This is a genomic window from Priestia endophytica, assembly GCF_026790145.1.
Classification (GTDB): Bacteria; Bacillota; Bacilli; order Bacillales; family Bacillaceae_H; genus Bacillus_I; species Bacillus_I endophytica_A.
The window spans coordinates 1-12707 of the sequence record NZ_JALAMS010000007.1 but is presented as its reverse complement, the minus strand read 5'-3'; the positions used below and the strand labels follow the sequence as shown (position 1 = coordinate 12707).

Annotated in this window: 13 protein-coding genes and 1 pseudogene; 9 read left to right on the top strand and 5 right to left on the bottom strand. The window is 34.2% G+C overall.

From position 1 onward, the window contains the following. Positions 1–556 precede the first annotated feature (556 nt). Entirely contained in the window at positions 557–769 is a 213-nt protein-coding gene (locus tag MOC86_RS07020; protein ID WP_268583469.1) for a helix-turn-helix domain-containing protein, read from the bottom strand. Positions 770–934: 165 nt separating this feature from the next. On the opposite strand from MOC86_RS07020, the gene MOC86_RS07015 reads away from it, so the two are divergent. From MOC86_RS07015 to MOC86_RS07000, 4 genes are all read left to right on the top strand, one after another. Next, complete coding sequence (locus MOC86_RS07015; RefSeq protein ID WP_268583468.1) at positions 935–1111, top strand: hypothetical protein; 177 nt, start codon at positions 935–937, stop codon at positions 1109–1111. A 120-nt stretch (positions 1112–1231) separates the two neighbouring features. Continuing rightward, a complete protein-coding gene (locus tag MOC86_RS07010; protein WP_268583467.1) occupies positions 1232–2398 on the top strand; it encodes an FtsK/SpoIIIE domain-containing protein in 1167 nt (388 codons plus the stop codon). After that, the gene (locus tag MOC86_RS07005; RefSeq protein ID WP_268583465.1) at positions 2382–2954 is read left to right on the top strand and encodes a replication-relaxation family protein; all 573 of its coding nucleotides are present in this window, start codon (positions 2382–2384) and stop codon (positions 2952–2954) included. The genes MOC86_RS07010 and MOC86_RS07005 overlap by 17 nt, the downstream gene beginning before the upstream one ends. 457 nt (positions 2955–3411) lie before the next feature. Further along, the gene (locus MOC86_RS07000) at positions 3412–4410 is read left to right on the top strand and encodes a hypothetical protein (RefSeq protein ID WP_268583464.1); all 999 of its coding nucleotides are present in this window, start codon (positions 3412–3414) and stop codon (positions 4408–4410) included. A 402-nt stretch (positions 4411–4812) separates the two neighbouring features. Here MOC86_RS07000 and MOC86_RS06995 read toward each other — a convergent pair whose 3' ends face one another. Continuing rightward, on the bottom strand, positions 4813–5658 hold the full coding sequence (locus tag MOC86_RS06995) for a hypothetical protein (protein WP_268583462.1): 846 nt from the start codon (positions 5656–5658) through the stop codon (positions 4813–4815). An 897-nt stretch (positions 5659–6555) separates the two neighbouring features. Between MOC86_RS06995 and MOC86_RS06990 the strand changes: the two genes are divergently transcribed. From MOC86_RS06990 to MOC86_RS06970, 5 genes are all read left to right on the top strand, one after another. Continuing rightward, complete coding sequence (locus MOC86_RS06990) at positions 6556–6774, top strand: hypothetical protein (RefSeq protein ID WP_268583461.1); 219 nt, start codon at positions 6556–6558, stop codon at positions 6772–6774. Next, the gene (locus MOC86_RS06985) at positions 6771–7025 is read left to right on the top strand and encodes a hypothetical protein (protein WP_268583460.1); all 255 of its coding nucleotides are present in this window, start codon (positions 6771–6773) and stop codon (positions 7023–7025) included. Before MOC86_RS06990 ends, MOC86_RS06985 begins: the two co-directional genes overlap by 4 nt. A gap of 351 nt (positions 7026–7376) precedes the next feature. Continuing rightward, positions 7377–7589 carry a gamma-type small acid-soluble spore protein gene (locus tag MOC86_RS06980; protein WP_268583458.1) on the top strand — a complete coding sequence of 71 codons (213 nt, stop codon included), beginning with the start codon at positions 7377–7379 and terminating at the stop codon, positions 7587–7589. Positions 7590–7958: 369 nt separating this feature from the next. Then, positions 7959–8612 carry a hypothetical protein gene (locus tag MOC86_RS06975; protein WP_268583456.1) on the top strand — a complete coding sequence of 218 codons (654 nt, stop codon included), beginning with the start codon at positions 7959–7961 and terminating at the stop codon, positions 8610–8612. 578 nt (positions 8613–9190) lie between these two features. Further along, entirely contained in the window at positions 9191–10606 is a 1416-nt protein-coding gene (locus MOC86_RS06970; protein ID WP_268583455.1) for an amino acid permease, read from the top strand. 298 nt (positions 10607–10904) lie between these two features. On the opposite strand, the gene MOC86_RS06965 is transcribed toward MOC86_RS06970, so the two are convergent. The 3 genes and pseudogenes from MOC86_RS06965 to MOC86_RS06955 all read right to left on the bottom strand — a co-directional run. Beyond that, entirely contained in the window at positions 10905–11411 is a 507-nt protein-coding gene (locus tag MOC86_RS06965; protein ID WP_268583454.1) for a GrpB family protein, read from the bottom strand. Between the two features lie 506 nt (positions 11412–11917). Further along, positions 11918–12208, bottom strand: coding sequence for a hypothetical protein (locus MOC86_RS06960; protein WP_268583453.1), 291 nt, complete (start codon positions 12206–12208; stop codon positions 11918–11920). Positions 12209–12435: 227 nt separating this feature from the next. Next, positions 12436–12657 (bottom strand): annotated as a pseudogene (locus tag MOC86_RS06955) (ATP-binding protein); the annotation flags it as partial. Between the last annotated feature and the right edge of the window lie 50 nt (positions 12658–12707).

Sequence of the window (12707 nt, the reverse complement as noted above, 5' to 3'; positions counted from 1 at the left end):
TAAATACGACGATTTATTTAGTTTTTATATTATTAATACTTAGTCAAATAATCAGTTGCTCAACAAAATAAAGGATAATTAAAGGGCTCAAATATTGCATTTAGTGAGGGATTACATACAGAACAGAAAATAAATGTAAAATTCGAGCCTGAATTTTGTTTAGTCAAAATGTCTAAAATAATACTTACGTTTTTTTACTCATTTTCTTTGGTACAACAACTAATGATTGTGGAAGTATTCCCCACATCTTCCACACCCCTCCTTGTCGTTACTTCGTTCTTTTACAGTCCTATATAAAAATTTTTTGTTCATTTTTTTAGGGGATTTCCTAAATGGAAATCCTCCCCACACCTACCACACCTACCCTTGTCGTACTGTTAGTTATTTATAAGATAAAGACGTTATCGTATAAGATAAGTCCTACTTAGCTTTCTTTAAATAATAGTCATATCCATAGCAAAGACCGCCCAATATCCATCAGTGTATAAGGCGGTCTTAAGTATATTTATGACATATAACTATTCGTTTTTTCACGACAATATTCCAATCCATAATTCTATATATCAAAAAAGTCTTCTACTTTGGCATTCTTATTAACTTTCCTAATGGTCGACATAATTTTCTTCACTGTAGACATAGTGGGATCTCGTTTACCGGTGCAAATTTCACTCATTGCTGTACTTGAGATTTTTGAATTTTTCGCTAACCATTCTTGCGACCGTCCTTCCTTCACTAACCAATTTTTTAACTTTGTTCTTTTAACTCCCATCCCTTACACCTCTATGTTATGTTTTTCTATCCCCATTTATGTCCACTTCTTTATGTCTTTATACAAAAAGTATTAAGCCCTCGTAAAACTTTTTTTACGAGACAAGATAAATTGAACAAGCCATGCCACATACAATCCACTATACCGACTTAGGAGGAGGTCCATATGGTTACAGTCTTGGGAACAAGCTTGGTGTTATTTACGGTAATCTATGCAGAGAAAAAAGGATGGGTCGACAAATCGAAAGTAAGAGTGATTATGCAGGTTGGAATGAATGCAGGTATCTTGGGGAGCTTGCTCTATTTTTTATATACGTTGTCTTCTTTCCTTCCTTTCTTATGACCAGGGGTCCATCTAGGCTAGAAGAGAAAAAGGAATGGGTTGATTACGATAAGAACGGCATTTGGAGGCTTCCTTTTTCAAGGGATTATCTAAAGTAGATAAAAAGAAGGAGTGAGAAGGATGTGGGAGCTTATGACGATTCCCCTTTTAACAGGGGCTGCTGCTTTGTGGTTTGGCAGGAATACATTCAGTGAGGAACATCGAATCATCCAACAGATTTTTGAGCACTATCATATTCACCTCAAAGATGGCAAAAACAACCGGTATCCTCAGCTTGTTCGAGAATGCAAAAGTACGAAACAAATGAAGCTGATTTACCGTACCCCTTTAGCTTTAGAAGAAAAAACCTTACGAACGTTACAACAGATTTTATCCGTCACCTTAGATCAAGAAGTGAACGTATCGTTTAAGAAGTGGCTCATCATTGAGATTTCCAAAGGTAAAATGCCTTCTTATGTGTCGTATGGAGAGGTTCCACATCGAAAAGGATGGATGGTTCCACTAGGAAAAAACCATCAGGGATGGCATTTTCACCACTTTGACCATACACCGCATACCACTATTTCGGGGACGACTCGCTTTGGAAAAACGGTGATGATGAAAGTCATGATGACCTATCTCATTGAGCATCATCCCTGGGATGCTCAATTCATTATTATCGATTTAAAGGGTGGATTAGAGTTTGAACGGTATAAGAACCTTCAACAAGTGAAATGGGTCGCCAGTACTCCAAGGGAGGCCTTATATGTCTTAAAACAGATACAGAAGGATATGGAGGAACGAATGGAACGTTTTAAGCGCCAAGGATGGTCCAATATTGTAGACACTCCCCTCTCTCAACGTCTGTTTGTTTTGATTGATGAAGCAGCCCAACTCACACCGGAGAAATTTATGGAGAAGGAACAAAAAAATAATCTAGCTCAATGTCAATCCATAGTAAGCGAAATTGCACGCATAGGAGGCGCTTTGGGCGTTCGATTGATCTATGGAACCCAATACCCTACCTCAAATGTGTTGAACGGCTCTATCAAGCAAAATGTGGATTTAAAGGTTAGTTTTCGCTTAGGAAGTGATTATGCGTCTAAAGTGGCTCTTGATGCCTATGGGGCGGAAACGTTACCTTCAAATATTAAAGGGCGTGCGCTGATTAAAACCCACGAGGTTAAGGAAGTACAAGTTCCCTACCTTACTCATGATGAGATATGGAAACGGATTGGAGGCTATGAAGTTGCAAAACAAACAGTTGTGCCAAACGAGACAGGAGAAGATTATGTACGCCTTGGATAAGTTGGAATGTATGAGTCGGTCTCAATTACAAGCCATGTTTCAGTTGAAAAGTGTCCGGAATGCAAACCGTGTCCTCTACAATATGAGTCCCTTTTTAAATCATAAACGCCTTCATGAAAATGTCTATTATTTGTCTAAAAAAGGTCGCCAACATATAGGGTCAGAGAAAACTAAACCTTTCTTAACCCAGCTTGAACATAAAGTGAGACGTAATGATATTTACTTGTATTATGGTTGTCCGAAAGATTGGAAAGTAGAACGACCGAATGAGTGGAGGATTCAAGGGGAAAGGTATAAGCTCATTTGTGATGCTCGCTTTTCCCTTCACGGTGTGATTTGTTTTGTAGAAGTGGATCTCAAACAGAAGATGCTCGAAAATAAGAAGAAAATTAAACTGTATCGTTCCCTCTTTCAAGCTTTGGGAGAAAAGCAAACCTTATTAATTTTCTATACAGCAAATCAAGTGAGGAAAGAAAGAATATTAACTTGGTGCAAAGAGTATAAAGTCAATGCAGAGATTCTAACAATTGAAGATTTTGAAAATTATTTTCTGTAGACTCTACAAAAGACATATTTCTCAACGGGAGCAAAGGAGAGACCATTCAAGCCTTGAAGAAAACAATTTTTCTTTTAGATCTATGTTCTAAAAGAAAATATAAAATAAAAAAATAATAGCTCATTTAAGAGATTTATATAAAAATAGGTCGAATATGTCATTGTGTTCATTGGTAGAGTTTGCTATAATAACAGCAATTAAACAGTTCGGAATTGCAAAAAGGTTCAAGGCAATCGTAGTGATGCTACCAACATCCTACGACGGCTCACCGTGAAAGCACCACGGTAAACACTTACCTCAAACCTTGCTGCGTTTTTTATGTTTGTATTGTACGACATATTTAACGTAATTTCAAGGGGTTTGTTGTATTCTCTTTTCAAAAGGACGTGTTTACCTCATTTTAAAACGGTAAATAGGTCCTTTTTCTTTTTCCGCAGGAAAAAAGGAGAGAAAAAAGATGTTAATTTTTAACGATGATTTTGCCCGGATGCAAGGCTATGAATCTTACATAAAAGCAAAAAATGAACAAAAACAAATGAAGTACAAACTATTAGAAATGGTTGAATCAGTTTTTGGAGATTCATTTGCTCGTTTGAAGCCAGAGACACGAAACGCTATTGATATGATCTGCTTTTTAGCAACGGATAAAGGCTTTGTTTATGCAAAAGATACATATTTCGCTAAGGAACATAACATTTCTGCTCGTACAATTCGTCGTGTGATGAAAACCCTAGAAGACGCTGGAAAGATCGTGAAGGCTCATCGATCTTCTTCTAAACATAATGGCCGTGGTGCAGCCGTTTATTTCTTTGTTAATCATCCTTTTTTTACACACTGGCAACAATATTTCGGCTTTGATGTCCAAGCAGATGTCCAAGCAGAAAACGCTGAAACCCCTTGTGAGAGTAAGGATAAAGATGCAAAAAAAGTTTCTACCTATTATTTACCTAATAATTATATTAAAGATCATTTTATGTACAAAACGATTCCTTTTATCAAAGGAGTTCCAAAGTTAATTAATCAAACCTTTAACCCTATTTTTAAAGAGGCTCTAAAAGATTTTTATTTGCGAATACGTATGGCGTCTCAAAAAGTATGCCAATCTGGTTCTATAACTCTTTCTAAGAAGGATATTCACTCTGTTGCATATGAATCTATTCATGTTCTTTTTACATACATAAAAACGCGTTCTATGAGTTTTGAAGAGCAATGCAAATTGGTTTATCAAATTGCATTAAATAAGTTTAACAATCTAGTTAAAACAGAAGATAAAAATGATGATAGTGAGCCTATAACATTACCACGTAAAATAGTGCGTAAAGAAATGCTTCCAGAATGGTTTCAGGAACAACAAAAAACGGAAAAAGCAACAGAAACTGAAGTAGATACGTGTAGAGCAGAATCTGAAACAGGAGAAATAGCTAGAATGAAAGCTATTTTAGCGCACTATGCCTAATAAGTAAGGACTTAAATTCTTTTAATCAATCAATTTCAAAAGATATCAAACTGTAGAAAAAATAAAGAAGCCAAAAAAATGGCTCCTTAACACTTATTTAGAATCATTTTGTAATGTCTCTGTATATAGAAGATACGTATAAGTGTTTAAATCTTTGAGAGCATCCCTTTCTTCGTAAGTAAATATTAATGAATTACATGTATGTTTCTGCTCTTCTACAACGCAATAGGACTCATTATATACATTTCTAATGTGACTTGATGTAATATTACTTTGAATAAGGGGAAATGCTCCTATTTTATAATGTATAATGTCCCCTTCTACCCTTGGATATATGGATTCCTCTTTATATTTTTTATAGCTACTTATGTGTTTGTGTAATTATAGTGACAACTTTCAAACTTAACTTTTGGAGAAAAGACGTTGAAAAAAGCTTTTCTTTTCCTTGGAGACTGCAATTTGTTCTTTAATGTTCTCCAGTTCTTTTAGTACATCTTGAAGTTGTTGTTCTCTTTCAACTAATTGTTGCTGTAATTCTTTCTCTCGAACCTCGTTTTGTTGTTGATGTTCTAAATAAGTTTTTTTTAATTCTGTAATCATTCCTTCTGTTTCTTCAAGTGGACTCTTCTCATTTAACGGCATACTCTTCAAATTTTCTATAGTATCGCTTAGCCGTTCCTCGTGACGTTCCAACCGTTCCGACACTAAATGTGACAACCGTTCTTCTATCCGTTCTTCCTTTTGGTCTAAGTATTTTGTGAAAATATTGTTTAAATGCTTTTCCATCTGTTCCTCAAATTGCTTTCCAATTCGCCCTGCAATACGAACTTCCATATCTTCAAGTTCGCCTTTTAATTCATGTATGATATTTTGAATCATAAGGTGATTGACTTCTTGTTGAGCTTTATCACGATCGTTGTCACGGAGGAACGTGGACAGTTCCATATTATCTCTTTCAGTAGGTGCGTAATCTTTAGCAATTATTTCAGCTACTTGAGACTTTGTTATATTTGGCTGCTTTAACACTGACTGGAACTTACGTAAAGCAATTACATCATGTTCTGTAAATGCCCGATTCTCGCGGTTTTTTCCATCTTTCACTTTAAGGAACGTGTATCCGTTCTTCTCTAGCTCAAGACACCACTTCCTAAGATAACTATCACTAATTCCTAACGATTCAGCCACTTCTTTTGTCCAATACGCCTTTGGGATTTTGTCGCTGTTCCCGTTCCACTGTTCTTCATTCATTATTAGATCCCCTTTATACTTTTATCTTGATAATAAAACTTCTTTTTTTAAAGAGCAAACCCTTTGCCAATTTAAAATTATTAATACATGTTTAGGAACCGTCCCCGTTCCAATGTTCCTCATTTGAGAAGTTGTAATAGTTAAACAAGGTCAATTAATTATTATAAAAAAGACTTTTAAATTAATTGAATCATTTGCATGTTCTTGATCCGTTCCAAATGTACATACAATTCGTGTTCTTGTCTACCTTAACTCACTAAAATCCTAATCAATACAATAGGAACTGTTCCCATTCCAACGTTCTTTTGTATGAGTCAATGAAATACAACTCGTTCCTAAGGCGTTCCAAATGTATTTTTATAATATTTGTATATTTAATATATAAATATTATAAAAAAACGTAGGATGAGAAGAAGTATTGTTATTTTTGTAGTAAAAAGAGTTTTAATGAATATAAATATTATATAAATTTGATTTATTTTGAAACATTCAGGTGTTTTTAGTTAATCTTATTTGTCTTTTTATATAAAAATAATATTTAAAATAAATAAAAAATATTATATATAACAATTTGAAAAGAAGTGGAATTTAGTGTTGAAATTAACCCTTGTGAACTTTATGGGGAATGACAATATGAAGGGGAGGGAGAGCTTTCTTAATCTTTCAAAGTAGAAGAGGATAAAAATAGTGTGGTTCAAACTAGCCAACATAATAATTTTATTTAACAACTTTGTAAAAAAGGGAAAGAGAAGGTGGATGGCTCTTACTTTATGTATTCTAAAATTAGGTGTATTGATATTGAAAGTGAAACAACAGAGTACATTTACAAAATAGAAAGGAGCTTCATTTTAAAGTCTATAAAAAGCCCAGTTAAAGATAGATTTAACGATTAGATCCTTGGATCAGGGACATCGTAAGGGGAAACAATTATCTTCAAATTGGGAAGCATTAGCGCTTGCTTTGTATCAAAAAATGATGAAAGAAGAATCTGGGGAGGTCAAGAGAAGGGAAGTGAAAACAGAGGAAGAGGAGCAAGAAGACGAACTTGTTCAATCCATCTCTTCCGATCAAACCAAACGCTTACGAGTTCAGAAAAGAGAAGTCAAAAGAAAATGAAATCCTATGAAAAATCGGATAGCTTTATGAAGAAAAAAGGGAGAATTAAAGTCGATACGGAGTATCAAGTTGAGACAGAAAAAACTGAAACGGAAACTCAAATTTCATTAAAAGAAGATGAGATTTGTATGAACGAAGAGAGTATACAGCTCTGTAAAGATGAGAAGGAAATGTTAATGGAAAAGCTCAAAAAGTTAAAAGAAAAAGAGCAAGATTTAGCTCCTACTCGTTTAAACACGGGGGGACGTTGAAGGGACATAATGGGGACACTGTGGGGACTACGGGTTGATTTGAGGGGACGTTGAGGGGACATCTGGGGCTTTTCTTTGATATCACCGTTTTACTAGGCTTTGCCTAGTCTATCACCCCATGTGATAGCAAAAACTCCTTATGCTCTTCAGGTTTTCAAAATGTAGTGCACTTTATTTAGGGAAAGATGAATGTAATGGGAATCATCATGCTAAATATTAATTCAGCTGTTATGAAAAAGTTTGATGAATTGGCAAAAGAAAAGGAGTTTTACAACAAGTATTCTTACAATAAATTCTTAATAAAACTTTCTTTAAAGGGGAAAATAACTAAAACCAAAAGGAGGATTTACTATGAATAAAAAACATGAGAATAGTGCATTTACAGTAGTAGGAACAAACATTGATGAGGTTAAAAAATACAATGAACAATCTGGCATGTCTTACAATGAAGTAAAAGAATGGATGGCTAAGACAAATGGAGGACATGGTACAGGTATCTATAGTGATACTGATATTGAGGAAGTAAAAAAGAAGCTTCAACAATCTACAGAAAGTAAAAAGTAGTAACAAAAGAGGAGTAATCTTCTTAAGATACATAGGCTTGAATTTTGGAATTAGATTGACAGTCATCTGTCAAACAAAAGATTCAAGCCGATCCTTTTTATATTAAAGTTCATCTTTTTTTATACTGAAAAGGAAGACTTAATTTTGGTTGACTTAGCACCATTTTTTCATTTTCCAATTCCACGTTGTCTACTGATATTGTTCCTTTGATTCTTTTATTATAGGAAAGGTGAAATAGAATTATAATATGCTAAATTACTAAAAATGTAGATTAAAATCCTATTTCTATTGCTTTTTTGTTTTTATCGATAAACAATAGTGTATAAGATATATATAATATAATGAGAAAAAAGATAAGGAGGGAGAACGATGGCACATAAAATCAGTGTAACAGGCCGTCCGACAAGCTCAATTCAAGATTACGGGAAGTATCTGACTTTTGATATGGAGGAAAAAGGGAGCCCAAATGCTCCAAAAGGGATTCCTTTTCGGAGTAAGGCAATTACATATACGGTGGTTCTCAGCTTAAAACAATTTAATAAGTTAAACATAAATCGAGAGGAGTTTTCTCAAAGACGTTTCCTCGTCCAGGGCGAGCCTTGTTTGGATATTCCGTTTGAACAATGTACAGGTGAGATAGGTGTTATTTGTATGCAAATACAAGAAATTGAAGACAAAGGGAAAGAGAACAAAGAAACGCCAAAAAAGGGCTCAAGAGCTCAAAAATCAGAAGAAAATAAACAACAAGAAGAACCTAAAAAAGAGGAAGTCAAAAAGCAAATTTTTGTTCCAGAAGGGACAAGAAACTGGATGTCTTTAGAGGATATTAAGGTTCCAGAATCCTTTCTTCAATTTACACCAGGAATCGCTAAACAAAAGATAGTGGAAGAAAGCATTGAGAAGAATGGAACTGTAGATAAACCAATTATTATTGATCCTGAAACCCATGAACTCGTGGATAGTTATAGTCGTTATTATGTAGCAAAACAGAGAAATTTAGATCGTGTTCCTGTTCATTACTAAACAATTTATTCTGTACTCGCAAATTAATATAAAAAAACCCTATTTATAATAGGGTTTTTTTATATTAATTGAGTCAGCTCATATTTAAGGGAGGAAGTCTTAGAAATATTATGGATAATGTATAAGATAAATATGCAACCTTCGGTTCAGATTAATTGAAAATCTGTAATAAGGGAGAAGGGGCTATGCTATAAAGCATTTAATACATATAGAATGGCTGCAAGAAGACCTATAGATTCTTTGAATAACAAAGAGTTTATGATTTGATAACTTTTCTGAGGATACATAATAATAATTCATTTACTATGAATTATTATTAATAAAAAGGAATCTTTGGCTTATGCATAGTAATAAATTACCTCATTTGAACTGAAATTAATGAAACATACATCTAAAAACACAATATTTATTTAACCCCTTTACTATGTAATCGCTTTCAACTATACTAAGAAATTGGGATGGTTACTATTTTATTGATATAATAATATAGAAACTAAGAGAGTTTACACTAGGATTTGTGCAGAACTCCTCTTACCTAACAAAATCTAAATTCACACAAGCAGAAAGGGGAAGAGGCTATGAGTGATTTACTGAAGAAGAAATCTATTACGCAATTATTGAAACAAGGGGAAAGTAAGACATTAGAGAAAACGATGGGGGCGTTTGATTTAACATTACTAGGAATTGGCGCGGTTATTGGGACAGGAGTGTTAGTTTTAACAGGTCTAGTAGCAGCAAATGACGCTGGCCCATCCGTTATTATTTCTTTCATTTTGGCGGCTATTGTATGTGGATTTGCGGCTCTTTGCTATGCAGAGTTTGCTTCTACTCTTCCGGTATCAGGGAGTGTATATACATATACGTACGCAACAATTGGTGAGTCTGTTGCCCATCTTATGGGGTGGACGCTACTTTCCGTTTATATATTAACAACAGCTACAGTTGCAAGTGGTTGGTCTTCGTACTTTAATCAATTTTTAGAGGGATTCAACTTAGGTTTGCCAAAGGAACTTGTAACAATTCCAGCAGATGGAGGGATTGTTAATCTTCCAGCCATTATGATTACTTTACTTATTACATGGCTTCTTTCAAGAGGAACAAAAGAAAGTAAGAAAGTAAATAATTTCATGGTGTTAGTGAAGCTTGTTGTCATTGGTCTTTTCGTTATTGTCGGAGCTTTTTATGTGAAGCCTGAAAACTGGACTCCATTTGCGCCGTTTGGAATAGAAGGGATTATGGCAGGATCTGCAGCTGTGTTCTTTGCCTTTTTGGGATTTGACGCATTATCAACATCAGCAGAGGAAGTAAAAAACCCACAACGAGATTTACCGATTGGAATTATTGCCTCTTTAGTAGTATGTACATTGATTTATGTTTTAGTATGTCTTGTTATGACAGGGGTTGTACCGTACACTGAGCTTAATGTTCCGGAAGCAATGGCTTACGTATTACATGCGGTTGGACAAGATACAGTCGCTGGAATTGTTACAATCGGGGCAATTATTGGAATTATGGCTGTAATTTTTGCTTATATCTATGCAGCAACTCGTGTCCTATTTTCAATGAGTCGCGATGGTTTATTACCAAAGAGCTTTTCAAAAACAAATGAAAAGACTGGTGCTCCTGTATTTTCAACATGGTTAATAGGGATTATCAGTAGTGTAATTGGAGGAGTAATTAATTTAAAAGAACTCTCCAACTTAGCGAATATTGGGGCATTGTTAACTTTTGGGATGGTAGGCGTTGGAATCATTATCCTACGTAAAACGCATCCAAGTTTAGAAAGAGGATTTAGAGTACCACTTGTACCGGTCTTACCACTTGTGTCTTGCTTATGTTGTTTATTCTTAATGGTTAATCTGCCAGGTAGCACATGGTTATATTTTAGTGGTTGGTTAGTCTTAGGTGTTGTCGTTTATTTTGGATATTCTCGTCATCATAGCAAGTTGCAAGGTGGAAAAACTGGAGAGATACGGAAGCAGAAAGCAAATTAATTATAAAGAGTTAAAGGAAACAAATTAGGGGAAATTAAATATACTTTTTGAATTCATTTTGGTGCTAAATACTTTATGAGTATTGCTTGCTATAAGATTAATTTCGTTTGGAATAAGAAACTTAAGACCGCCTTATACTATAATAGTTAATGGGCGGTCTTTTCTATATTTATTAATTATATCTCTCATACCTCGTGTATGTCTCCCTTTCTTGATATCCAAAACATATCCCATTACTTTGCCTTCTTATCATTTATTTTATGTAGGATAGAAGGTGAGCCTTACCTCAACGATTAAATCAATGCCATCTAAGTGCTTCTTTTTCTATTTTCTTCACAAATTCATCTTTACCATTGCTATAACCAGTGATATCATTTGGAAATTTATGAGCTAGTGTAGATTTTAATTCTCCATATTGCCTTCTTATTTCTGGATTTTGACAAAGATAATCTCTAAAAGATAGGTGTCTTTCAATCTCTTGAATATTATCATATTGAAACGCATGAATTTGATGAGTTCGGCTATTTCCACCTTTACGATAATACCTTCTTTGTTTTATCCCAAACTCTCCCATGACTTCATAACCAAGCTTTTCGAATTGTTGAGAATAATCATCCAATGCTTTAATATCATTGACTACAAGTAGGATATCAATAATAGGCTTTGCTTTTAAATTGGGAATAGAAGTGCTTCCAATGTGAAAACTGTTCATTAATTCTTTCTGAAGGATTTCTTCAATCAATTTCTTTTCCTTTAAATATTCATCTTTCCATTTTGGATTATGTTCGACTACTGTAATGTTCATGTTTCTCCTCCTCAACTCTTTAATCTATGTAAACATATAATAAATGAATTTATTACAAAAAGCTTAAGTTCTAGATAAGCTAAAATGTTTTAAAATTTAGCTTGTTCATAAAATTGTAGAACTTTCTTCGCTCCATAACTTTAGGGTATTGATAATGCGGATTATATAAAGTTTATCTACTAGGTATGTTATATAGATAAAAGTACAACAAGGGTGGGTGTGGTAGGTGTGGGGGAGTTTTCCATTTAGAAAGAAAGTATGAAATCAGCATAAAATACTTTCCTTTTATGTAAAAGAGAAGTAAATTAGCAACAAGGGGATTTGTGGAAGATGTAGGGAACATTACCACAAGCATATAGTAGTTGTTGTAAGGAAAATAAATAAATACGGGCCCAAATTCCGCATTCATTTTGTAATTTGTAGAATTAAATTATAAAGTTAGATTTGAGAGCTGAGATCCGCATTTAGAAAGATCTTAAAAAATGCAAATCTCAACTCTTATTACACTAAGAATAAACAAGTTCCCTCTCATAAATTACTGTTGCGAACTGTCTTACCTCTTGTATGGTATCCAATCGTTGAACTTCGCGTGAAAAATCACCCGTTCCACTTATATGATAGGACTTTTTAAAGAAACGAACAGGGGTTGTATAGTACTTGTTGTTTGTAAATGTAAGAGATTTATAAATGACAACTCCTAAATTATTAGGGAAACGACAGATAATCTTCAAATCGTCTTCTTTCTCTAGATCTGTATCAGCCGAACAGATAAAGTCTTCTAAGACAGGCTTCTTCATTTATCATTTCCTCCTTTTCCATTACTACCTAATTATAAAGTAATTATACTCTAAATGTATGTTTATCCTTTTATTAATTTACACTTTTTTTAAGTGATAAGGATTTGAATCAGTGTATATAGAAAAAGAAAATAGGTAGTTTTTAATTAAAATAGAAAACATTGTTTTATCTGATGTCAACAACGGGTTGAAATTCCCTATTTTCAACGAATCAAAATTCCCAATTATCAGCGTTTTAAGACAGCCGGTTGAAGACCGGCTTTTTGCTTTTCACGAAGCCGATAAGAATCACCTTTAATATTGAATGTCGTGGCGTGATGAAGTAAACGATCTAAAATAGCTGTAGCTAACACCTCATCTCCAAAAATCTTCCCCCATTCAATAAATGATTTATTGGAAGTAACGATTAAGGATCCCCCATTCTCATATCGTTTCGAGATGACCTGGAAAAGGATGGTTCTGGTGCAAAAACCTTAAACTGATTGTAATTAATCTATCA

What these genes read in the sequence shown, in the direction of transcription:
- MOC86_RS07005 (WP_268583465.1), top strand. Translation starts at nt 2,382, where the DNA reads ATGTACGCCTTGGATAAGTTGGAATGTATGAGTCGGTCTCAATTACAA.
- MOC86_RS06970 (WP_268583455.1), top strand. Translation starts at nt 9,191, where the DNA reads ATGAGTGATTTACTGAAGAAGAAATCTATTACGCAATTATTGAAACAA.
- MOC86_RS06980 (WP_268583458.1), top strand. Translation starts at nt 7,377, where the DNA reads ATGAATAAAAAACATGAGAATAGTGCATTTACAGTAGTAGGAACAAAC.
- MOC86_RS07015 (WP_268583468.1), top strand. Translation starts at nt 935, where the DNA reads ATGGTTACAGTCTTGGGAACAAGCTTGGTGTTATTTACGGTAATCTAT.
- MOC86_RS07010 (WP_268583467.1), top strand. Translation starts at nt 1,232, where the DNA reads ATGTGGGAGCTTATGACGATTCCCCTTTTAACAGGGGCTGCTGCTTTG.
- MOC86_RS07020 (WP_268583469.1), bottom strand. Translation starts at nt 769, where the DNA reads ATGGGAGTTAAAAGAACAAAGTTAAAAAATTGGTTAGTGAAGGAAGGA.
- MOC86_RS06985 (WP_268583460.1), top strand. Translation starts at nt 6,771, where the DNA reads ATGAAATCCTATGAAAAATCGGATAGCTTTATGAAGAAAAAAGGGAGA.
- MOC86_RS06965 (WP_268583454.1), bottom strand. Translation starts at nt 11,411, where the DNA reads ATGAACATTACAGTAGTCGAACATAATCCAAAATGGAAAGATGAATAT.
- MOC86_RS06995 (WP_268583462.1), bottom strand. Translation starts at nt 5,658, where the DNA reads ATGAATGAAGAACAGTGGAACGGGAACAGCGACAAAATCCCAAAGGCG.
- MOC86_RS07000 (WP_268583464.1), top strand. Translation starts at nt 3,412, where the DNA reads ATGTTAATTTTTAACGATGATTTTGCCCGGATGCAAGGCTATGAATCT.
- MOC86_RS06960 (WP_268583453.1), bottom strand. Translation starts at nt 12,208, where the DNA reads ATGAAGAAGCCTGTCTTAGAAGACTTTATCTGTTCGGCTGATACAGAT.
- MOC86_RS06975 (WP_268583456.1), top strand. Translation starts at nt 7,959, where the DNA reads ATGGCACATAAAATCAGTGTAACAGGCCGTCCGACAAGCTCAATTCAA.